Raw genomic sequence first — 20,733 nt, forward strand, 5'->3', positions numbered from 1 at the left:
GCGATTTCCCTGCAATTTAATTTCTCTAAGCATTATTCATATTTCAAAAAAATACCAGTATCAAATATCGTCCACAAACAGCTTTTTTGTCCGCAAGCTTTTAATGCTGCATTTGCCCAGGTATTGCAGGTTTTAAAAATGCTGTAACTTCCCTTTGCTTCGTAAAAGGCATCACCAATATCATAATGGATGTTCGATTTAACCTTGATCAAATGTCCCGTTTCGTCTTTTTTGAAACTATTTAAAATATAATCGATCAGTTGTCGATATTGCGCTTTGCTGATCATAATTTTCTTGCAGCTCGCATCTTCCCGTATGTTTTTGTAATAGGTGGTGTGCATGGCAGATGTACTCAGGCCAGAGAGTGCCCGTAAGCCGTTACTCAGTTTAAGGTCAGAAAATTCCGGCGTTTCGAGGTAGAATTTTTTATCACCCCAGCCCATAGCCAGGAATTGATAAGTGCTATCGGCTTCAAGCGTATTTTGGTATCTGATTTCTTTTGTCCAGTTCATTTCTGCACTAACAGCCGGAACGATGATATCGGTGTGTACGCCGTTAGTCATAATATATATGGCAATTTCTTTAGCGTTTGATGAATTGGCGTTTATGGTAATGCGCGAGCAACAAAAGGCGATTAGAAAATAAAGCCCAATCAATGTGATAAAAGCAATGCTGCACCTGCCTGCATATTTTAAAAACCTTTGGTTCATTTCGATCGGGTTATTTATTCTTAATACAGCATTTTAGTTTTTGGTAACCCATTAGGCTCCGGATATCGATTTTATTGATGGTGGTATCGAAAAACATGATTTTTTGTGGCTATAACTTATCTCTACCTTCACCATATGATAAAAGGACTGTTTGAAACACATATTTATGTAGAAGATTTAGCCAGATCGATCGATTTTTACAGTAATACATTGGGCTTAACACAGTGCCACTACGAAGAAGAACGCAAAATTGCCTTTTTCTGGATCGGAAAACCCCAGGAAGCCATGTTGGGGATCTGGGAAAAACCTAAAGACGAAATCGATATCAGGCATTTTGCCTTTCGTTGTGATGTAGATGATGTACTGAATAAAGCAGTTCAATTTCTTGAATCTAAAAATCTTAAGCCTTATAATTTTCTTAAAAGTGGAAATCACGAACCCATGGTTTTGCCTGGATGCCCGCTTTGGCTATTTACTTTAATGATCCCGATGGGCATGCACTGGAGTTTATTGCCATTTTGGAAGAAGAGGCTAAGCCAGAGTTGGGCGTGATTTCTTATGAAGATTGGTTAAGCATATAAATTTTATCCTGCTAGTTTTGTTAGGGCCTCAGCTGCCGAACCTAAAAAGTTGATGTGTTTGCCCTTATTGCTTTCGTAAATAAAATCTTTAATGCTTTTACTTTGATATGGGCTAAAATCGCCAATAATTGCAAGGCTTACCCGGTAATTTGAAAACTTTTGGAGAATTTCTCCAGCTATCCCGTTTTTAGAGTTGGGCGTGATTTCTTATGAAGATTGGTTAAGCATATAAATTTTATCCTGCTAGTTTTGTTAGGGCCTCAGCTGCCGAACCTAAAAAGTTGATGTGTTTGCCCTTATTGCTTTCGTAAATAAAATCTTTAATGCTTTTACTTTGATATGGGCTAAAATCGCCAATAATTGCAAGGCTTACCCGGTAATTTGAAAACTTTTGGAGAATTTCTCCAGCTATCCCGTTTTTCAGGTCGAAGAAAGCAGGTGTGATGTTCTGTTGGTGTATAATAATTTTATCAAACCCCTGGTAGTATAAGTTTCCCAATAAGTCTAGCCCGTCTTCTGCGTTATTAATAATTATTTCTTCCGAAAGAACTTCGGCAATATTGGTATTGTTTATGGTATGTGATTCAATTTTCATCTGTTGATTTTAATAGGCAGGTAAAGGTAATGATATTCATTTCCTTGCTGCTAATAAAAAATTATGCTTTTAACAGGAGGATCTGGTTAAAATCTGTTCATCGTATTCCACAACTGAATCAAAAACTAAATTTAGTTTAAGCTTTGTTCAGGATTTTCTAACAATCCAACGGAAGGTAATAAAGGTGAAAAATATTGTACTTGCTTTTCTGTTTAAAAATGAGATAATTACAACATTATCATCATATTAAATAGTGAGAGATATAGTAGAAAATCCATTTCAAAACACTATCTTTGCGCCAAATTTGAGGCGCATTTTATGCAAAAGATTAGAAATATAGCTATTATAGCACACGTTGACCACGGCAAAACTACTTTGGTTGATAAGATTTTACATTCTTGTTCTATTTTTCGTGACAACGAACAAACAGGAGATTTGATATTGGATAACAACGATTTAGAGCGCGAGCGTGGTATCACGATTGTATCTAAAAACGTATCGGTTCAGTACAAAGACGTAAAAATTAACATTATTGACACTCCTGGTCACGCGGATTTCGGCGGTGAGGTAGAGCGTGTTCTGAAAATGGCAGATGGTGTACTTTTACTTTGCGATGCTTTTGAAGGTGCAATGCCTCAAACGCGTTTCGTAACGCAAAAAGCGCTAGCCCTTGGTTTAAAACCGATTGTGGTAGTAAACAAAGTGGATAAAGAAAACTGTCGCCCGGAAGAGGTTTATGAGCAGATTTTCGAATTGTTCTTTAACCTTGAAGCAACTGAAGATCAATTGGATTTCCCTGTAATTTACGGTTCATCTAAACAAGGATGGATGAGTACAGACTGGAAAGTACCAACTACCGATATTTTCGCTTTGTTAGATGCAGTTGTGGCAAACATTCCGCCTGCACCAATTAACGACGGTACTTTACAGATGCAGATCACTTCGTTAGATTATTCATCTTTCGTTGGTCGTATCGCAATCGGTCGTGTACACCGTGGTACAATTAAAGAAAACCAACCAGTTACTTTAATCAAACGCGATGGTAAAATCGTAAAATCAAGAGTAAAAGAACTTTATACTTTCGAAGGTTTAGGTAAAATCCGTACTACAGAAGTAAGTTCAGGTGATATTTGTGCGGTTGTAGGTATTGATGGTTTTGATATTGGTGATACAATCGCTGATTTTGAAGCACCAGAACAATTACCGGTTATCAGCATTGATGAGCCAACAATGAACATGTTGTTTACCATTAACAACTCTCCATTTTTTGGTAAAGAAGGTAAATTAGTAACTTCTCAACGTATTAAAGAACGTTTAATCAAAGAAACTGAGAAAAACTTAGCTTTAAAAGTTGTTGAAACAGCTTCTCCTGATGCCTGGTTGGTTTATGGCCGTGGTATTCTCCATTTATCTGTATTAATCGAAACGATGCGTCGCGAAGGTTATGAGATTCAGGTAGGTCAGCCTCAGGTTATCGTTAAAGAAATTGATGGTAAAAAACATGAGCCGATTGAAACTTTAATCGTTGATGTTCCAGGTGAAGTTTCTGGTAAAGTAATCGAATTGGTAACTCAACGTAAAGGTGAGTTGTTAATTATGGAGCCAAAAGGCGATTTACAACACTTAGAATTCGAAATCCCGGCACGTGGTATCATTGGTTTACGTAACAACGTTTTAACTGCTACAGCAGGAGAGGCGATTATGGCTCACCGTTTCAAAGCTTACGAGCCTTGGAAAGGTACAATCCCTGGTCGTTTAAACGGTGTATTGGTTTCAATGGAAAAAGGACAAACTACGGCTTATTCAATCGATAAGTTACAAGATAGAGGCCGTTTTTTCATCGATCCGGGAACTGATGTTTACGAAGGTCAGATTATGGGTGAGCACATCCGTGATAACGATTTAGTAGTAAACGTGGTAAAAGGTAAAGCATTAACCAACATGCGTGCTTCTGGTACTGATGATAATACCCGTATTGCACCGGCAATTAAATTCTCTTTAGAAGAAGCTATGGAATATATCCAGGCTGATGAGTATATCGAGGTTACACCGCAAAGCATGCGTTTACGTAAAATCTTCTTAACAGAACAAGAACGTAAAGTAAAAGGAAAGCAATTCGCTTAACCCCTCCCAAAGGGATGCCTTTGGCATAAATCCCCTAAAGGGGACTTAAAAATATAGATTACTAAAGCCTCGATGTAAATCGGGGCTTTTTTGCATATAAAATGGTTTTATTCGAGTTGACAACTTTAATATTAAATGGACCGGGAAGTTGTCAGCTCTAGCAATCAGATTTCCTAAATCGCTATAAAATAATAAGGAAAGCAGTATCAGCACTTTTTTTATTGTTAGTCCTTCTTTCCGCTAAATCCCCGATGAAGAATCGGGGGATACCGCTGCAATAAGGTTTAGAGTCGTTAGGGCTGTGCTGATAGGTTGGATTAGTAATGCGTCTAATTCACTAGAGTTGCGATTTTAGTGTCAAGTGGAGAACAAATCAGGTAAGTCGTTGCTGGTCAGTTAAATGTTAATCAGATGCGCGATTTTTTGTCAGCATTTTTTCATAAAACCTTTGGGAATAAAAAACTAACAATTGCATGGCAATTAATTTTGCACTTAGCTTTAATTTTGTGTTTTTGCAAGCAAACTAATCATCCCACATCATGATTAATAAAGGGTTATCCAAAATGGGTATATTTTTATTAAATATGCTCTCGCTGTTGCCGCTATTTATTTTATACAGATTGGCGGATGCTTTTTATGTGTTAATATTTTATGTTTTTGGATACCGCCGGAAAGTGGTTAAAGAAAATCTGGTTAATGCATTCCCCGAGAAAAATACTGCTGAAATCAATGCCATAGAAAAACGTTTTTATAAATTTTTCTCCTCACTTTTTATTGAAGTGATTAAAATGAAAAGCATTTCTAAAAAGGAATTAAATAAAAGGGTAAAATTTAAAAATACCGATCTGGTAGAAGGCTATCTTAAAAATAACGAAAGTGTGCTTTTCTGTACATCACATTATGGCAATTATGAATGGATGTGCATGGCTATTGGTTTAAACTTTTCTGGCAAACATTACCCAATTTATAAACCATTGAGCAGCGAAGCTTTTGATAATTGGTTTTTGACCATGAGAAGCAAATTTGGTAACCATATGGTGTCTATGCGTCAAACTTTAAGGGCTATTCAATCGAGTAAAAATGAACCAACCATGTTTACTTTTGGAAGCGATCAGGCACCTTCAAAAGATGAATCGAATTACTGGACAACTTTTTTAAATCAGGAATCTTCTATCCAGTTAGGGATTGAGAAAATTGCCATAAAAACAAACCGCCCGGTGTTTTACCTCAAAATAAATTATTTAAAAAGAGGGTATTACGAAGTAGATTGTGCGCCGATCTGTTTAAACCCAGCAGAAACTGCCGAATTTGAAATCACCGAAATGCATACGCACTTTTTAGAGGATATGATCAAAGAAGCACCAGCTTATTGGTTATGGAGCCACCGCAGATGGAAATATAAACCTGAACAGAAGATTTCAGAAATCATCAAAAAAGATCAGAACATAATGGATGCCATGGCTTAGGCAATCCATTTGTCTAATATGAAATCTAACATTTTCGTGGCATAAATTTTTAAGGTGCTTTTTAAATTAGCACTATAAAATTTCTGGTATGATTAAAAAGGGGATTTCCCATTTGGGAATATTTTTTTTAGGCGTATTATCTCTGCTTCCATTATCTGTTTTATACATTTTGGCCGATGGAGCTTATTTACTACTGTATTTTGTTTTCGGCTACCGACGTAAAGTTGTTCGGGAAAATTTATTAAATGCGCTTCCTGATAAAACATTAGAAGAGATTTTGGTTATCGAAAAACGCTTTTACCGGTACCTCGCATCACTGGTTTTCGAGATTATTAAAATGAGCAGTATCTCAAAAAAAGAAATCGAAAGGCGTTTCATATTTAAAAACAAAGCGCAGGTTCAGGAATATTTAGATCGGGGAGAAAGTGTGCTGATCTGTGCAGCACACTATGGTAATTGGGAGTGGGGTACTTTGGGTATAGGGCTTAACTTTTCTGCAGACCATTATCCAATTTACAAACCCTTAACCAATCCAGTATTCGATACTTGGTTTAAAAAAGTACGAAGCAAATTCGGCAATAAATTAATTGCCATGCGACAAACCATGAGGGCTTTGCAGGAAAGTAAAGATAAACCAAGCATATTTAGTTTTGGGAATGACCAGGCACCCTCAAAAGACGAGTCGCATTATTGGACCAGCTTTATGCATCAGCCCAGCTCTGTTCAGTTAGGGATTGAAAAAATTGCAAAACGTACCAACCAACCTATCTTTTATTTCAAAGTCAATGTGCTTAAACGTGGCTTTTATACGGTAGATTGTGTGCCCCTTTGTTTAAAACCTGCCCTAACCGCTGAGTTCGAGATTACTGAAATGCACACCCGTTTTTTGGAAGAAATTATCAGGGCAAAGCCTGAGCATTGGTTGTGGAGCCATAAAAGGTGGAAATATAAACCGAAACATCAACTTCTTTTTACCACAAATGAATTGCTAAAGCAGGCATAATTTCCTAAATATTTTATATTTGTTGGTATAACGCCTACCCATGAAAACCTTCAAAAAAATATTACTGTTCCTGATCTATGCATTTTTTTTATCGCTGTTCGCACTGTTTCTCTGGAAGCCTTATCTGTTAAATGTATTAAAATATAGAACACCTGGTGCTGAAACATATAAAATTTTCCCACAGGAAATTTCCCATAAAAGTGATTCTGCCTTTCATTTTATCAGATCGGCCAGGCAACGGAGCGATTTAGATACACTTCATGTTCTGGATGGAAATAATCAATCTGTTCCATTGAAAGAATATTTAAAAAATGGAGCGGTCAACGCTTTTATCGTGATCAGGAATGACAGTGTTTTATACGAAAAATATGATAAAGGTTATCGTGATAGCACCTTAACTACCATTTTTTCTGGTGCCAAAAGCATGATTTCTATTATGATCGGACAAGCATTAAATGATCATAGCATTAAAAGTTTAAACGAGAAAGTAACCGAATATATTCCTGAGTTAAAATCAAATCCAGCTTTTCAAGAGATCACACTAAAAAACCTTTTAGATATGAACTCCGGCCTGGAGTTTCAGGATGCTGTAGGCGGGATTGTTAAGGCATTTTTTTCTGATGAAGCCAAATATTATTATACGGATGATATGGAAGCCCAATTGATGAAAGTTAAACTGGTGAATAAACCCGGCACGGTTTGGAAGTACAAAAGTATCGATCCGATTGTGTTGGGCTGGGTTTTGCAAAAGGCAACTGGTAAATCGGTAGCGCAATATTTTGAAGCGAATGTGTGGAAACAGATCGGTACGCAATATAACGCCACCTGGGGATTAGATCAGGTTAACGGTTTAACAAACACTGCAAGTCGCTTTCAGGTTACGGCTATCGATTTCGCCAAAATTGGTCGATTATATTTAAATAAAGGCAAATACAAGGGGAAACAGATCGTTCCGGAAAGCTGGGTAAATCAATCGATAAATATAGGTGCCGAAAAACCTGCATCGGCAAAAGGCTGGCAAAAATCAGCCCATCACTATCTTTGGTGGATTCCACAGGAAGGTGATAACGGCGATTATGCTGCAGAAGGCATGCTCGGGCAAAGATTGTATATCGATCCGAAAACGAATACCATTATTGTTCAGTTTGCCGATCACGGCGCAGGGAATTATCCCTATAGAAAAATCAGTAGGTATCTGAGTGGATTGCCATTCAGTTATCCGAAGGGTTAAATAACCACTGAGAACACCGAGTTTTCACAGAGAAAGACGAGTTAAGCTGACTGTTTCGCCTGCTACGAACTCAGGAATAGATAATATATGCATGTGTTCCGTGCTTCCGTGGCTAATATATTATTTCACATTTAAACTATCCTCTGTTTCCTCTGTGATATTTCTTCGTGAACTTTGTGGTAAAAAAAAATTACACATATTTCCATAAAATAGTACATTGCCTCTACATGGAAAATAATGATGTAAGAATTTCGAAAAAGAAGCCGATTTTTCCGGTAACGCCTGCTTTGCAGAAATATTTACGTACTTACCAGCGCGAAGCGAAATTGCCCATCGGTTATAACGATTTAATGCAGTTTAACGAAGCTTTTCCTTTAATGGATAAGTTTGGTAAAGACTCGCTCTGGGAAGGGCCGATATATGCACAGGATTTAATTGAAACTTTGCATGATGGTTTAAAGGAAATTTATGCAAACTTAAAAGCATCTGGCAATCTGCGGATTGTGGAGCATAAATACATTGATAAAATAGAATATTGCACCTTCGGAAATACCCATCCATTTCGTATCCGCATTGTAAACCGTTTAAATGATGTTTACGATTATTTTTACATCAAAAAAGCTGATGCTTCGCGGATTTATGGCTTGGAAATGGAAGAAATCCTTTCGCCCAATCAAGTAAATTATCTTGTTGATGGCAATACCTTAGTGGAAGAACATATTGCGGGAATTCCGGGGGATGTTTTTACAAAAGGACAATTATATACACCTGAGTTTAATCCCACCAGGATTGCAAAAGAATTTGTAAAATTTAACGAACGTTGCTTGATTATGCTTTTGGGTGATATGCGAGCGTATAATTTTGTGGTACAGATTACACCCGATTTTGATGATATTCAGTTTCGTATCCGTGCAATAGATTTCGACCAACAGTTTTACGAAGGGAATTTAAAGGTTTATTTGCCCCAGTTTTTTAAAGAGAACTTGCCCTATGTAAAAATGAGTATGGAGCAATTAACTGAGAAAACCGTACTTCAATACCAACAAGAAGAACGTTCGTCTATTGTGCACCGTGTAAGAAGCGAACGACACCGTTTAACCGATCTCCGTGATGTTTCTAATAAGGAAGAATTAACCACGCCTGAGAACATCGCGCTGCTAAAACAGAGTATGAGTGAGTATTTTAAGGATGTAAATTATTTGCGCTGTAAAACCATGACTGATATTATTGAATTGAACATTAAAAATATCATCAGGCAGGTTAAGTTATAAGTTTTGTGGTGTTGGATGTTACCATCTGACATGAAAAGTAATTTTAGTGGTGCTGGATGTTACCATCCGGCACGGAAAAGGGTTTAATAAGGTAGTTCTATTTTGTGGTGTTGGATATTACCATCCGACACGAAAAATCATCAAAAGAAATTTATCCGTCAGATGGTAACATCTGACGGCACAAAAAAGACTAAAATAAAAACGGCTGACAATTTGCCAACCGTTTTTGAGTGAATCTAGAAAGAGCGTCCAAAGTTTTTAGGCGTGCTGCCCTTCGTGAACACCTTCGGCAAATTCCTCTACAATTTTATCGTTAAAAGCAGGTAAATCTTTTGGTGTACGGCTCGTAACCAAACCTTGGTCTACAACTACTTCCTCGTCTGACCAAAGTGCGCCTGCATTGATCAGATCCTGTGAAATGTTTTTTACTGAAGTCATTTTTCTGCCTTGAACCACATCTGCATTAATTAGGGTTTGAGGCCCATGACAGATTGCCGCAACTGGTTTCCCATCGGCAAAGAACGATTTTACAAAGGCTATCGCATCTTCGTTAACACGAAGCTGATCAGGATTAATAACACCGCCTGGTAGCAGCAAACCATTATAATCTTCGGCATTTGCTTCCGAACTGGTTTTGTCTACATCAACTTCTATCGACCAATGATCATGGTCCCAGGCTTTTATTTTTCCGCTTTTTGAGGAGATAATGTGAACGGTTGCGCCCTCTTCTTTTAACCTTTTAACTGGCTCGGTTAATTCTACTTCTTCAAATCCGCTTTCTGTAAGTACAGCAATAGTGCGGTTACTTAATTGTCCCATAATCTTTAAATTTTTAATAGGTAATGTATTAAAGACAGTTCGGGGAAATTATTGTTTTTAGAAATTTGAGATTATGAGCGTAGATTTATAAATCATTACGTCATGCTGAACTTGTTTTATTAGATGTTTATTATGTTTTTAATGGCCTAATAGCTACTACGTGGTCAGCATCTTTTAAGATATCAATACTGTCTAGTTAGATAGATTCTGAAACAAGTTCAGAATGACGCCCGAAAGAAAGTATCTAGTCATTTGTTCTATGGTGCTTAACAAAATACAAGGCTAAATTACCTGCAATGATAATATGATTAAAGATATTCGGTACTAAACCATAATATTTGGTGAAGATTTTAAACCGCTCTTTTAAGCTTTCACGGTGTTTTTTCTTGCTCATGCCACCAACCAGGTATTTCGCTACATAACGGTGAACGTTCACAATATTAGATGCTTTTTTAGCTGCTTTGATAATCCAATCAATATCTGAGCTATACTTATAAGTTAAATCGTACGGTGTAATAATGCTGCGGCGAATGTAAATGGCCTGATGGCTAATGTTCATGCCGTATTTAAAGCTGGTCCAATCAAATTCTTCGGGTGCTTCGTGCCTTCTGCGGCCTAAATTTTCCCAGTTATCATTGTACATTTCCGTTTCCCCGTAATATATATCGGCACCTGGGGTAGAGGCAAAAACATCTTCTACTGTTTGTTCATCATAAATCTCATCACCCGAGTTCATAAATAAAACATAATCGCCTGTTGCTAATGCTAAACCTTTGTTCATGGCATCATAAATGCCTTTATCGGGTTCTGATACAATTTTTGTAATCTGATCTTTATAACGCTCAACAACCTGCACAGTGCCATCAGTTGATGCGCCGTCTATTACAATATATTCGATTTTTTTATAGGTCTGTTTAAGGATAGATTGAATGGTACGTTCGATATCGCGAACGTTATTGTATACAATGGTGATGACAGTTAGCTTTGGCATGTTAGTCCATTAATTTTTTAAAGGTTTCTGCATCAGGGATCAAACCTTTAAATGCTTTTGGTAATATTGCACTGGTTTTGTAGGTAGAAACACCCATCGCTTTATTAAAATCGCGGAACGAAAACTCTACAATCTTATTTTTCTTTTCTTTGCAAAGTATTATGCCTATTGAGGGTTGCTCATGTGGTTGCTTAATGTATTCATCCAATGCCGATAAATAGAAGTTCATTTTGCCTAAATATTCGGGTTTGAATTTTCCGGTTTTAAGTTCAAAAACAACCAAACATTGTAAACGGCGGTTAAAAAATAAAAGGTCTAAAAAATATTCTTCGTCTTCAACAATCAATCTATACTGGTTGCTGATAAATGCAAAATCGGTTCCTAACGACATTAAGAATTTTTTGATATTCTGTACAATTCCGCTTTCTAAAATACGTTCGTCCTGCTCATCAGCATCTTCTATATTAATGAAATCCAATAGGTATTCATCTTTGAAAGATTGGAGTGCTTTGTTTCTTATTTCCTCGTTAGAAATCGTTTTTAAAAAATTGTTAGGTAAACTGCCAGAATTGCTAAATGATTTGTTTTTGAGTTGGTGTTTTAGCGTAGCTAAACTCCAAAATTCAGTTGCTGTTTTTTGAATGTAGTATATCTTTTCGTCCAAGGTTTTCGTACCTTGAATTAACTCTATGTGATGTGAAAAACTTAACTTAAAGAAATAATTTTCAATTTGGGCCAACAGTGTTGGTCTAATTTTAAAAGGCTCATTATCAATATCTTGCATTTTGGCCAACACTGTTGGACTAAATGCAAGTTCCTTAATATCAATAATTGACAATTGGCCTTTTACTGATGGCTTAATAAGGAAATATTCTTCCCATGATTCGAAAAAGAACCTCATCCTTTTAATCCCTGTTGCCGAAAATCCGCGTAGGCCTGGTAGCTCGGCCTGTAAATCGGTAGAAAGGTTGTCAATAACCTTTGCGCCCCATTTCTCTTTCTTTATCTTTTCTGAAATGAATTTACCAACCGTGAAATATAATAGCAAAAGTTCTTTATTTACTAAAGTAGCAGCTTTATACCGACTCGATAAAATAGCTGATTTTAATGCTTTAATACTTTCAGAATAATTTGTGATGCTTTCCATTTAACAGTTTCAGTCGCTATAAATTTAATAAAGATTGACCAAATTTTTATTTGTAGAAAAGAAAATTAGATTTTGCCAATTGAATTGTAAATAGAACTGTGAAACTTTATTAGAAGGTTGAGCTTATTTCGGTTGCAGATCAATCAGTATTTCGTAAAGATGGATATGCTCCGCAGCGATTACTTCTTCCGAGAAATCTGTTAAAATACTCAATCTTGCCGCTTTTTGGATTTCTTCTTTATTTGGACGGTGGTACAGCCACTCAATGCCGTTTGCTAAATCTTCCGCATTTTGATACTCGGCCAGGTAACCGTTCTGCATGTGTTTCACCATATCCGGAATCCCGCCAGTGGTAAAAGCAATAACAGGTGTGGCACACGATAAACTCTCCATTACCGTATTGGGCAGGTTGTCCTCTAACGAAGGCGTAATAAAAGCATCAGCAGCAGAATAACATTTTGCTAAATGTTCGTCTTTATTAATAGTACCTAAAAAAGTGGTTTTGAAAGGAAATTCGGGCATTTCGGCATTTTCCTTATTACCGAAAATAACCAATTCAATATTTTCTTTTGGTATTCCAGGCCTACGCGATAAAATTTCTAAAGCTTCGATTAAATATGGGGTTCCTTTATGTTTGTCGTTTTTTGAGGGCATAAATCCGCTCATCAATACAAATTTATCAGGATTGATTTTTAAGATTTTTTTCGCCTCCGATTTAACATAAGGTTTGAAAATTTTTGTTTCAATCGTATTCGGGATAACTGTAGCTTTCCTAGTGCCCAACAAACTGCTAAACTTTACCGATGCAGCCATCCATTTGCTTGGTGCTACGATATGGAAATTCAATTCTGTATAAGCTTTTTGTTTACGCACCCAGGTTTTATGCGAAATATCATTTTTACCACTGATTTTTAAAATGGGGCAATTACCGCACTGCCGGTGGAAATTTTCGCATCCATAACGCACATGGCATCCACCTGTAAAAGCATTGCTATCATGAAAAGTCCATACAATTGGCTTTTCCAGTTCATCAAGCTGCGCCAAAAACTTAGGATTTAAGAAACCGTGGTTTACCCAATGTAAATGGATAATGTCGGCATTTTTAACATCCGGATGATTAATTACTGAACGGCCAAACCACTGCAAACTGAAAGGTGTTTTTATCGATTTACTGAGCCATTTTGCATAATATCTTTCAGATAAGATGTTATAAATGGCTTTGGCTTTTTGAAAAGGCGACTTGCTAAAGGTATCTATCTTCGGGTTTTGACCAAATTTATAGTAAACCAATACTTTCGAATCGATTCCACTGGCCTTTAAGGCATCACTTAAACGCAAACAGGCACGCCCTGCTCCGCCATTTCCATCGTAGGTATTTAGGTGTACTACTTTCAAATCAATCAAAAATACATTTTATTGTTTACTAATATAAAATCTGTTGTGTAATTTCATCCTAATATTTTTTATTGCTTTTCAATTGTAGGATGGAGCCTTTAGTGTTTAAAATAATCGTATTTGAATTTATTGATTATTTTAAACAAGCTGGGTTAAGTCATCAAAGCCAAACAAAATAAATCATGATTAAATCTGTGTTAAAATCGCTAGCGACACTAGCATTTTTGTTATCTATCCATTCATTTGCTCAAGGGCAAACCTACTTTGCCACATACCCTGCTTTAACGCCCGATGCACAAACAATAGTATTCAGCTATGATGGCGATATCTGGAAAGTACCTGTAAAAGGAGGTGTAGCCAGATAAAGATCCTCAGCTCGAAAAAGCAGTGGCTGAGATTTTGAAAGACCTTAAATAGGGGTAATCGGAAGAAGGGTTAACCGGTTAAGTGTTTAAATCGGTTAATTGTATATAGCATGGTGCTGTCTACGATTAACCAATTTCACAGTTTAAACAGTTAACCACTTTAACAATTAACCAAATTTTTCCGTTTCTTTGGGATTGGAATTATTTAAAACATGGCAAATTTATTAACCGACAGGGCTTTTTGGGTAAATTATTGGGAAAGTAAAAAAGGGCTAGCTGTTCAGTTACCTTCAAATTATTTATTTCATCAACAACTGGCTGATGTTATTCAGAAAGATAATGTTAAAACGGCCATCGAATTGGGCGGTTTTCCCGGTTATTATGCCGTATTCCTGAAAAAATATTTTCAACTTGATGTTACCCTTCTCGATTATTTTGTTCATCCACCGGTTGTAAATGAGCTTTTAGAAAAGAACGGATTAACCGAAAAGGATAGCCATATTATTGAAACCGATCTTTTTAATTACACGCCCGAGAAACAGTACGATCTTGTATTAAGCTGCGGTTTAATCGAACATTTTAACGATACTGCCGATATTATTAACCGCCATATTGCTTTTGTAAAACCAGGTGGCACTTTGTTTATCACGCTACCAAATTTTAAGGCGGTTAACGGCTGGTTTCAAAAGAATTTCGATAGAGAAAATTATGATAAGCACAATATCGATAGCATGGATCCCGCGTTATTGAAATCTATCTGCGAACAGGCCGGACTTAAAGAAGTAAAATCGGGTTATTTTGGTCGTTTTAGTGTATGGCTGGAAAATGAAAGCCAGAAATCTGCAGGCGTTCGTCTATTTAAGAAAGTAGTTTGGCTGACCGGAAAAGTATTTACAAAGATTATTCCGTTCGAAAGCAAAAATCTATCACCTTATATTATCTTAGTAGCGAAAAAAATATAACGCGCTATGACAATCAGTTGGGGTTACTCGCCTAAAATTGAAAAATATATTCCTTTAGCCGATTTTCCGGCAGATAAATATTTAATTGTTGCTAAGCAGGCCGTCGAAAATCTCGGCTGGAGCCTTAGTCATGTGTCTGAAAGCGGGTTAATCGCTTACACGCCAATATCTTTCCAATCGTATAGCGAAGAAATATCTATCCGTATCCATGGAAATTTTGCAGTAGTAAAAAGTGAGTGTGTAGGGATTCAGATGTTATTTAATGATTATGGCAAGAACGATTTAAACCTCGAAAAGTTTTTTCACGAATTTGAATACGTAGAGTTCCACCTGAAAGATGTTTGGGAAGAAAATTTGTATAAATTCCACCAATTTATAGCCACGCAGGACGATCGCTACTTCGAAAAAGCCCCTTTGGCGACTAAGAATAAGATCAAAAATATTTTCTTCCTGTTTTTTCCTCAGAAAGGTTATACCGTAACACCGCTTGTAGTACTTCTTAATATCTTTTACTATTTCATACTTGTTCTTTTCTCGATAGTGTACCTGAAGTATCAGTTTGTAAGAAATGGAAGTAGTTATGATACGGATTTTATAGAAGAGCTAAAAAAGATAGCGTTAAATTTTGGGGTTAACCAACGCAATTTAGTACTTGGTGGCCAATACTGGCGTTTAATTACTTATCAGTTTATTCATGGATCGCCATCGCATCTATTTTTTAATATGTATGCGCTGGTTTATCTGGGTTTAATGATCGAAAATAAACTGGGCTGGAAAAAATACCTCTTTATTTATTTGATGAGTGGGGTTTGTGGTGGTATGGTGAGTTTGATCTTTCACCAGGAAGGTGTAATGATGGGCGCTTCAGGAGCTATAATGGGCTTGTATGGCGCTTTTATTGCCTTATTAACTACTAAATCTTTCGAGCGTAAGGCAACCAAAGCATTATTAGTAAGTACATTGATTGTTTCATTACTGGTGCTCGTAAATGGCGCATTTGGTAAAAGGGTAGATAATGCGGCGCACATTGGTGGTTTTGTTTCGGGCTTTATTTTTACCTATTTGCTTAACTATAAATGGGATAAAACTGTCGAAATTAAAAGCTGGGCAAGATATGCTGTTTCGGTGCTTTTATTTCTGATGTTTTTTAGCGGGGTTCTTCACTTTAGTCCAAAGTACGGAACTGAAGAGTATCGCAAATTAAGGGATACTTTTAACAGCAATATGGGCTCGCTTAACAGCATTATGAATTTAAAGATTTCCTTACCAAAGGATGTTAAGCTTAACTCTATAAAGCAGGATGGCATTATACCGATGGAAAGGAATCTTGTTGTAATTAAACAAATGCAGGCCTTAAATTTAAAGCCTGAAGATGCTAAAGAACGGAAGGAAAAAATAAAACTGAGTAAAGCATCTCATCGTGCCGTAATGCTGATGTACAGAGATATTAAGGCCGATAGCACTTATCGTTATAGCAAACAGACTTCTAATGCATTGGCACAAGTTTTCGAAATCCTTTACAAACCAGATTAAGTTTAAACTGCTTTTTTGTACAGCCCAATTTCACTTAGCGCAATACAAACCGGAGATTTAGTAATTTTTATTTTTACTTTATTAGTTGTAACGGGACTCTCCAATTTAATTAAACGTTTCGCGCCGATGCTCGTGCCGTCGTAAACTTTTTTCCAGGCATTGTTTTCAAATACCTCGATGGTGTAAGTCTCTATTCGCTGACCCAAGGGAATATACTCTTGTAGGCTAATGATATCGAAGGTTTTAGCTGTTTTTAAATCTACTTCTAAACTTGCCTGATGAATATCATCCTGTGTTGCCCAGTAACTTTCCCTTTTACCATCAAGCAGGGAAGTAACATCATACTTTTTGCCTCTACTGTTGCTCGCTTTAATTTGGGCATTTTTGGCCAGGTTATTCTCGAAAGTATGTTTAACCATGTCGCCAAAAGTTTTTAGTGCGGCAACATCATCCTCGTGAAGTTGTCCACGGGTATCGGGTGCTAAACCAAGATCTAAACCTGCGCCACGGCCAACACTTTTTAAATATAGATCGAAAAGTGTTTCTGGGGTTTTAGGTTTTTCGTTGGCATGGTAAAACCACCCTTTTCTTAAAGGAACATCGCATTCTGCTGGCATCCAGAATTTACCGTTTCGTATTCCTTCAGGACTTTGCGGGTAATTTGCCTGACCGGGAACGGCTTCATTTTTCCCATCAGGTGCCATCGGTGTAAAAGTAGCCCAAGAGGTTGGCGCTGCGTGACCATCTTCATTGCCTACCCAGCGGATATCCAAACCTATATCGCTAAAAATATTGGCCATGGGCTGCATTTTACGGGTAATGGCCCAGGTATTTTTCCAGTCGTAATAGGTAGTATTATCTATCGAACGTTTTTCTTTTGCACCACCATAATAGCCATCACCACCGTTTGCACCATCGTGCCAGCTCATAAAAAGTTCGCCAAAATTGCTGTAAAGTTCTTTTAACTGGGCCTGATAAATGGCCAGATATTTATCGGTACCATAAAGCGCATTGTTCCTGTCCCATGGCGAGCAGTATACCCCAAACTTTAAACCGTTTTTACGTACAGCCTGCTCCACTTCTTTAACTAAATTTCCTTTGCCTGCTCTGAAAGGACTTTTACTTATGTTATAATCGGTCGTTTTGGTTGGCCATAAAGCAAAACCATCATGATGTTTTGCAACTAAGATGATGCCTTTTAATCCACCGGCCTTGGCTGCTTTAATAATTTGATCGGCGTTGAAATCTGTTGGGTTAAATGTTTTCGGGTTAGCATCGCCAAAGCCCCATTCTTTGTTTTCGAATGTAGTTGGCGTAAAATGGATTAGGCCGTAAACTTCAATATCATGCCAGGCCAGTTGCCTTTTTGATGGTAGTGCACCGTAAGGTTTAGGCGGTGTTTGGGCGTAAATTGCCGTTGTTAAGAATAGAAAAAAAATTAATATGTGTTTCATCATCATTATAGCTTAGATCCACCTAAAGTACAAAAAAATACCAGCTGAAGGAAAAGAGTTAACCAATATTTAACCTCTTGAAAATGTAAACACGAAATTATTTTTACATCTTGATCGTTACATGGATTCACCAAACATTTAATTTCAGTTTACGTTAATTAATTATGAGCGCTTTTATCCAGCATCCTCCCGATGGAGGTACAATATATACTGAAACGAATCTTAGCCAGCTTTTTCCTGAGCCATTTAATACGATAACAAGTTGCTTTTTTTTAGCTATTGCAGTGTATTGGACAATAAAAATTTGGGGAAATTTTAAACAGCATACCTTTCTAACCGTTGTCCTGGTTTTACTTTATATAGGCGGAATTGGAGGCACCACTTATCATGGATTAAGGCGTTGGCCAATTTTTATTATGATGGACTGGATGCCGATTATGCTCTTATGCCTTTCAGCCGGGGTTTACTTTCTTTCCAAACTGACCAAGTGGTATTTTGCCGGTTTAATTGTAGCCGTTTATGCTTTCTTTCAGTTTTACGTGCGACGGCTCTTTAGCAATGGCGATTTCCAGATCTTCATCAATATCAATTATGCATTTATGGCCGCGCTGGTTTTATTTCCTGTATTTGGTTATTTGATCAAAACAGAGTGGAAAAATGGCAAATGGGTTGGCTTTGCCCTAATTGCTTTCATATTCGCGCTAACTTTCCGCATTGCCGATAAATGGGATGTATTAACAATTGGTACGCACTTTTTATGGCATACTTTCGGGGCTGTGGCCTCTTTCTGTATGCTGAATTATATTTATCTGGTTAATCTGAAAAAAGCCAAAACTTCATAAAATATTCATTCCTAAAAGGTGTAAATTATTTACCTTAGTTAAATATATAACTATTGAAATGAAAAAAATATTGATTTTATCTGCCCTGGTATTGGGCCTTAACTTTGCATCTCATGCACAAAGTCTTTTAAGTAAAGTTGGATCTGCTGCGGCAGCAAGCACAGGTTTCGATGCGGCAAGTTTAACCTCTGGCATTATTGGTAAACTAGCTCCTGCCTTAAGTTTAACTCCGGCTCAAAAACCAACTGTAACTACAATTATAAAAGATTTTCTGGTGCAGAAAGCAACCATTATGGCCACTCAAAAAACAAATCCTGCTGCTTATCAAAGCAAATTTGGTAAATTGTTTTCTGGATTGAAATCGAAACTGGGAACCGCTTTAACGGTTGCACAATTGGCCAAGTTTACTTCGTTAAAACCTGCTGCTCCAAGTGCAAGCAATGTGCTTTCTCAGTTGTTCTTTTAGGTATAAAGATAGTTTGAGCTTGCTGGTTAATTATTTCAGCAAGCTCAAACTTGATCTTATAATTTCGAATGCGCTTTGCTGTAATCTAATTTCTTTTGGTTACCGATGGCATATTCGATACCACCCCATAAATGGTTCTGGAATTTATCATCAGCCCAGCCTTCTTTAGTATGCCCCATACAGGTATAGAAAGCCCTTCCGCCGTCAAAATTGTGGTACCAGCTAAAAGGATGGAAATCGCCATTTTTACCACCAGTATACGATTTCTCGTCTAAGGTAATCAGCACTTTAATATCTGGATTGATATCCTTAAAGTTATACAACTCATCCTTTCGCATCCATACCGAATCGGTTAGGAATTTAGTGGCTGGATGTTTTTTGTCTTTAATGATAAATTTAGCTTCCTGAACTGCTGGGTGACTTGTAAAATAAGCACCGACCAATTTACCATACCAAGGCCAATCGTATTCAGTATCGGTTGCGGCGTGGATGCCTACAAAGCCTCCACCGGCCTGGATATATCTTTCGAAAGCAACCTGTTGTTTATTATCCAAAACATCGCCTGTGGTACTTAAAAAAATTACAGCAGCATATTTTTTAAGGTTATCTTCTGTAAAAACATCCGCATTTTCTGTGGTATCTACTTCAAAGTGATGTTCAGTGCCCAGCTTTTGGATCACTTCTTTTCCGATCTCGATAGAGTTGTGTCTAAAGCCTTTGGTTTTGGAAAAAACTAAAACTTTTGCTGATTTCTTAGCGGTGGTAAAGCTTTGGAATAAAAAAACGGATGCAATTAATAAGCATATGGATAGGTACTTTTTCATTTTTGTTGGACTTGATTAGTGATGAATATTGAGCTTTAAATTTAAGAAAGTTGTTTGATAATTTCTATACATCTTTCTTCAACCTGCCTACAAACAGGGATAAACAGGGCATTATCCCAATATGGGTCTGTAACTTCGTCGTTATCAAGAAAAAGTTTAACCTTTTTTCGTTCATCCCCGCCTTTAGCAAGGCCTTTAACATCAGCTAAATTATTCCGGTCCATAACCAAAATCAGATCGTATTTAGCAAACATGGAGTGGTTAAATTGTTGTGCCCGCTGTTTGCTGATGTCGTAACCTAGCGCTTTCGCTGCTGAAATACTCCTGTGATCGGGGGCTTTGCCGATATGCCAATTGCCCGTTCCTGCCGAAGCAATTTCCCAATTTAAGTTCTGTTTATCTGCCAGATGGCGCATAATGCCTTCGGCCAAAGGCGAACGACAGATGTTACCAAGGCAAACCATTAAAATTTTCAATGTTATTGTGCTTTAAAAGTATATACCACTTTGGAATAAACTATTCCAGGCGTATTTACTATTGTATAAGTTAAGGTGCTACTATTTACCGTACAGATTATCTCTGATTTGGGATTGTCGCCTAAAATTATTTGCTCACCCAATCTTCTCCACTTTTGATTGGGGCCATTTTCCACCATATCACAGAGCGATCCGGTAGAGGATAGCCGGTAAGTTCCGTTAGTGAGAAAGGTTAGGGTGAAATTGTTAGATAGGCAGCCGTTATCACCTTCCACTTTTTTATAATCGGTAATAAATTCCCCTTTTATATTTAAAGCCGGTGAAACAACCGCAGTTTCTAGCACCCATTTTTGTTTGGTAATGGGATCTTCTTCCTGATTTTTCTTTTTGCAGGAAAAGGAAAAAAATACCAGTGTGAGCAACATTAATTTTTTCATAGTTTTAGTTTTTTTACTTAAACGATGATTATCAGGCTAGC

The 20,733-nt window shown here is 37.2% G+C and carries 22 protein-coding genes; 11 read left to right on the plus strand and 11 right to left on the minus strand.

The window, feature by feature from the left end:
* Positions 1-32: 32 nt before the first annotated feature.
* Entirely contained in the window at positions 33-710 is a 678-nt protein-coding gene (locus tag AW17_RS07395) for a TIGR02117 family protein (protein WP_029275488.1), read from the minus strand.
* A gap of 135 nt (positions 711-845) precedes the next feature.
* Between AW17_RS07395 and AW17_RS07400 the strand changes: the two genes are divergently transcribed.
* The gene (locus AW17_RS07400) at positions 846-1,262 is read left to right on the plus strand and encodes a VOC family protein (RefSeq protein WP_245235021.1); all 417 of its coding nucleotides are present in this window, start codon (positions 846-848) and stop codon (positions 1,260-1,262) included.
* Between the two features lie 32 nt (positions 1,263-1,294).
* Here AW17_RS07400 and AW17_RS24885 read toward each other — a convergent pair whose 3' ends face one another.
* Both AW17_RS24885 and AW17_RS07405 read right to left on the minus strand, forming a co-directional pair.
* Positions 1,295-1,495, minus strand: coding sequence for a DUF4180 domain-containing protein (locus AW17_RS24885; protein ID WP_083488648.1), 201 nt, complete (start codon positions 1,493-1,495; stop codon positions 1,295-1,297).
* 31 nt (positions 1,496-1,526) lie between these two features.
* Entirely contained in the window at positions 1,527-1,886 is a 360-nt protein-coding gene (locus AW17_RS07405; RefSeq protein WP_029275489.1) for a DUF4180 domain-containing protein, read from the minus strand.
* 318 nt (positions 1,887-2,204) lie between these two features.
* Between AW17_RS07405 and typA the strand changes: the two genes are divergently transcribed.
* From typA to AW17_RS07430, 5 genes are all read left to right on the plus strand, one after another.
* On the plus strand, positions 2,205-4,010 hold the full coding sequence (typA, locus tag AW17_RS07410; protein ID WP_029275490.1) for a translational GTPase TypA: 1,806 nt from the start codon (positions 2,205-2,207) through the stop codon (positions 4,008-4,010).
* A gap of 539 nt (positions 4,011-4,549) precedes the next feature.
* Entirely contained in the window at positions 4,550-5,476 is a 927-nt protein-coding gene (locus AW17_RS07415) for a lysophospholipid acyltransferase family protein (RefSeq protein WP_036669280.1), read from the plus strand.
* Positions 5,477-5,564: 88 nt separating this feature from the next.
* Positions 5,565-6,479 (plus strand): lysophospholipid acyltransferase family protein, encoded by a 915-nt coding sequence (locus AW17_RS07420; protein WP_036669283.1) that lies wholly within the window; start codon positions 5,565-5,567, stop codon positions 6,477-6,479.
* A gap of 40 nt (positions 6,480-6,519) precedes the next feature.
* Positions 6,520-7,710 (plus strand): serine hydrolase domain-containing protein, encoded by a 1,191-nt coding sequence (locus tag AW17_RS07425; RefSeq protein ID WP_051691681.1) that lies wholly within the window; start codon positions 6,520-6,522, stop codon positions 7,708-7,710.
* 227 nt (positions 7,711-7,937) lie between these two features.
* Positions 7,938-8,981, plus strand: coding sequence for a hypothetical protein (locus AW17_RS07430; RefSeq protein WP_029275494.1), 1,044 nt, complete (start codon positions 7,938-7,940; stop codon positions 8,979-8,981).
* 258 nt (positions 8,982-9,239) lie between these two features.
* Here the strand turns inward: AW17_RS07430 and AW17_RS07435 are convergent, their stop codons facing one another.
* From AW17_RS07435 to AW17_RS07450, 4 genes are all read right to left on the minus strand, one after another.
* Positions 9,240-9,800, minus strand: a complete 561-nt coding sequence (locus AW17_RS07435; RefSeq protein ID WP_029275495.1) for a type 1 glutamine amidotransferase domain-containing protein — start codon at positions 9,798-9,800, stop codon at positions 9,240-9,242.
* Between the two features lie 244 nt (positions 9,801-10,044).
* A complete protein-coding gene (locus tag AW17_RS07440; RefSeq protein ID WP_029275496.1) occupies positions 10,045-10,791 on the minus strand; it encodes a glycosyltransferase family 2 protein in 747 nt (248 codons plus the stop codon).
* Position 10,792: 1 nt separating this feature from the next.
* Entirely contained in the window at positions 10,793-11,938 is a 1,146-nt protein-coding gene (locus tag AW17_RS07445; protein WP_029275497.1) for a PDDEXK nuclease domain-containing protein, read from the minus strand.
* Positions 11,939-12,061: 123 nt separating this feature from the next.
* Positions 12,062-13,333 (minus strand): glycosyltransferase family 4 protein, encoded by a 1,272-nt coding sequence (locus tag AW17_RS07450; protein ID WP_036669299.1) that lies wholly within the window; start codon positions 13,331-13,333, stop codon positions 12,062-12,064.
* A 182-nt stretch (positions 13,334-13,515) separates the two neighbouring features.
* On the opposite strand from AW17_RS07450, the gene AW17_RS07455 reads away from it, so the two are divergent.
* The 3 genes from AW17_RS07455 to AW17_RS07465 all read left to right on the plus strand — a co-directional run bounded on the left by AW17_RS07455 (position 13,516) and on the right by AW17_RS07465 (position 16,193).
* Positions 13,516-13,698 carry a hypothetical protein gene (locus tag AW17_RS07455; protein WP_029275499.1) on the plus strand — a complete coding sequence of 61 codons (183 nt, stop codon included), beginning with the start codon at positions 13,516-13,518 and terminating at the stop codon, positions 13,696-13,698.
* A gap of 212 nt (positions 13,699-13,910) precedes the next feature.
* A complete protein-coding gene (locus AW17_RS07460) occupies positions 13,911-14,660 on the plus strand; it encodes a class I SAM-dependent methyltransferase (protein ID WP_029275500.1) in 750 nt (249 codons plus the stop codon).
* A 6-nt stretch (positions 14,661-14,666) separates the two neighbouring features.
* Positions 14,667-16,193, plus strand: a complete 1,527-nt coding sequence (locus AW17_RS07465) for a rhomboid family intramembrane serine protease (protein WP_029275501.1) — start codon at positions 14,667-14,669, stop codon at positions 16,191-16,193.
* Between the two features lie 2 nt (positions 16,194-16,195).
* Here the strand turns inward: AW17_RS07465 and AW17_RS07470 are convergent, their stop codons facing one another.
* Positions 16,196-17,647, minus strand: coding sequence for an alpha-L-fucosidase (locus AW17_RS07470; protein WP_083488649.1), 1,452 nt, complete (start codon positions 17,645-17,647; stop codon positions 16,196-16,198).
* Positions 17,648-17,811: 164 nt separating this feature from the next.
* Between AW17_RS07470 and AW17_RS07475 the strand changes: the two genes are divergently transcribed.
* On the plus strand, positions 17,812-18,489 hold the full coding sequence (locus AW17_RS07475) for a hypothetical protein (protein WP_029275503.1): 678 nt from the start codon (positions 17,812-17,814) through the stop codon (positions 18,487-18,489).
* A 58-nt stretch (positions 18,490-18,547) separates the two neighbouring features.
* Positions 18,548-18,955: a hypothetical protein gene (locus AW17_RS07480; RefSeq protein WP_029275504.1), complete on the plus strand. Its 408-nt coding sequence runs from the start codon at positions 18,548-18,550 to the stop codon at positions 18,953-18,955.
* 56 nt (positions 18,956-19,011) lie between these two features.
* On the opposite strand, the gene AW17_RS07485 is transcribed toward AW17_RS07480, so the two are convergent.
* From AW17_RS07485 to AW17_RS07495, 3 genes are read right to left on the minus strand one after another with little or no spacing between them, the layout of a single operon-like run.
* Positions 19,012-19,779 carry a ThuA domain-containing protein gene (locus AW17_RS07485; protein ID WP_051691682.1) on the minus strand — a complete coding sequence of 256 codons (768 nt, stop codon included), beginning with the start codon at positions 19,777-19,779 and terminating at the stop codon, positions 19,012-19,014.
* Positions 19,780-19,820: 41 nt separating this feature from the next.
* Positions 19,821-20,255 (minus strand): low molecular weight protein-tyrosine-phosphatase, encoded by a 435-nt coding sequence (locus AW17_RS07490; protein WP_029275506.1) that lies wholly within the window; start codon positions 20,253-20,255, stop codon positions 19,821-19,823.
* Between the two features lie 2 nt (positions 20,256-20,257).
* Positions 20,258-20,692 carry a hypothetical protein gene (locus tag AW17_RS07495; protein ID WP_029275507.1) on the minus strand — a complete coding sequence of 145 codons (435 nt, stop codon included), beginning with the start codon at positions 20,690-20,692 and terminating at the stop codon, positions 20,258-20,260.
* Positions 20,693-20,733: the final 41 nt, after the last annotated feature.

The organism is Pedobacter borealis DSM 19626, from assembly GCF_000708285.2.
GTDB lineage: Bacteria > Bacteroidota > Bacteroidia > Sphingobacteriales > Sphingobacteriaceae > Pedobacter > Pedobacter borealis.

Excerpts from the sequence above, each read along its gene's own strand:
- AW17_RS07395 (WP_029275488.1), bottom strand. The coding sequence starts at position 710 with ATGAACCAAAGGTTTTTAAAATATGCAGGCAGGTGCAGCATTGCTTTT.
- AW17_RS07400 (WP_245235021.1), top strand. The coding sequence starts at position 846 with ATGATAAAAGGACTGTTTGAAACACATATTTATGTAGAAGATTTAGCC.
- AW17_RS07405 (WP_029275489.1), bottom strand. The coding sequence starts at position 1,886 with ATGAAAATTGAATCACATACCATAAACAATACCAATATTGCCGAAGTT.
- typA (WP_029275490.1), top strand. The coding sequence starts at position 2,205 with ATGCAAAAGATTAGAAATATAGCTATTATAGCACACGTTGACCACGGC.
- AW17_RS07415 (WP_036669280.1), top strand. The coding sequence starts at position 4,550 with ATGATTAATAAAGGGTTATCCAAAATGGGTATATTTTTATTAAATATG.
- AW17_RS07420 (WP_036669283.1), top strand. The coding sequence starts at position 5,565 with ATGATTAAAAAGGGGATTTCCCATTTGGGAATATTTTTTTTAGGCGTA.
- AW17_RS07425 (WP_051691681.1), top strand. The coding sequence starts at position 6,520 with ATGAAAACCTTCAAAAAAATATTACTGTTCCTGATCTATGCATTTTTT.
- AW17_RS07430 (WP_029275494.1), top strand. The coding sequence starts at position 7,938 with ATGGAAAATAATGATGTAAGAATTTCGAAAAAGAAGCCGATTTTTCCG.
- AW17_RS07435 (WP_029275495.1), bottom strand. The coding sequence starts at position 9,800 with ATGGGACAATTAAGTAACCGCACTATTGCTGTACTTACAGAAAGCGGA.
- AW17_RS07440 (WP_029275496.1), bottom strand. The coding sequence starts at position 10,791 with ATGCCAAAGCTAACTGTCATCACCATTGTATACAATAACGTTCGCGAT.
- AW17_RS07445 (WP_029275497.1), bottom strand. The coding sequence starts at position 11,938 with ATGGAAAGCATCACAAATTATTCTGAAAGTATTAAAGCATTAAAATCA.
- AW17_RS07455 (WP_029275499.1), top strand. The coding sequence starts at position 13,516 with ATGATTAAATCTGTGTTAAAATCGCTAGCGACACTAGCATTTTTGTTA.
- AW17_RS07460 (WP_029275500.1), top strand. The coding sequence starts at position 13,911 with ATGGCAAATTTATTAACCGACAGGGCTTTTTGGGTAAATTATTGGGAA.
- AW17_RS07465 (WP_029275501.1), top strand. The coding sequence starts at position 14,667 with ATGACAATCAGTTGGGGTTACTCGCCTAAAATTGAAAAATATATTCCT.
- AW17_RS07470 (WP_083488649.1), bottom strand. The coding sequence starts at position 17,647 with ATGAAACACATATTAATTTTTTTTCTATTCTTAACAACGGCAATTTAC.
- AW17_RS07475 (WP_029275503.1), top strand. The coding sequence starts at position 17,812 with ATGAGCGCTTTTATCCAGCATCCTCCCGATGGAGGTACAATATATACT.
- AW17_RS07480 (WP_029275504.1), top strand. The coding sequence starts at position 18,548 with ATGAAAAAAATATTGATTTTATCTGCCCTGGTATTGGGCCTTAACTTT.
- AW17_RS07485 (WP_051691682.1), bottom strand. The coding sequence starts at position 19,779 with ATGAAAAAGTACCTATCCATATGCTTATTAATTGCATCCGTTTTTTTA.
- AW17_RS07495 (WP_029275507.1), bottom strand. The coding sequence starts at position 20,692 with ATGAAAAAATTAATGTTGCTCACACTGGTATTTTTTTCCTTTTCCTGC.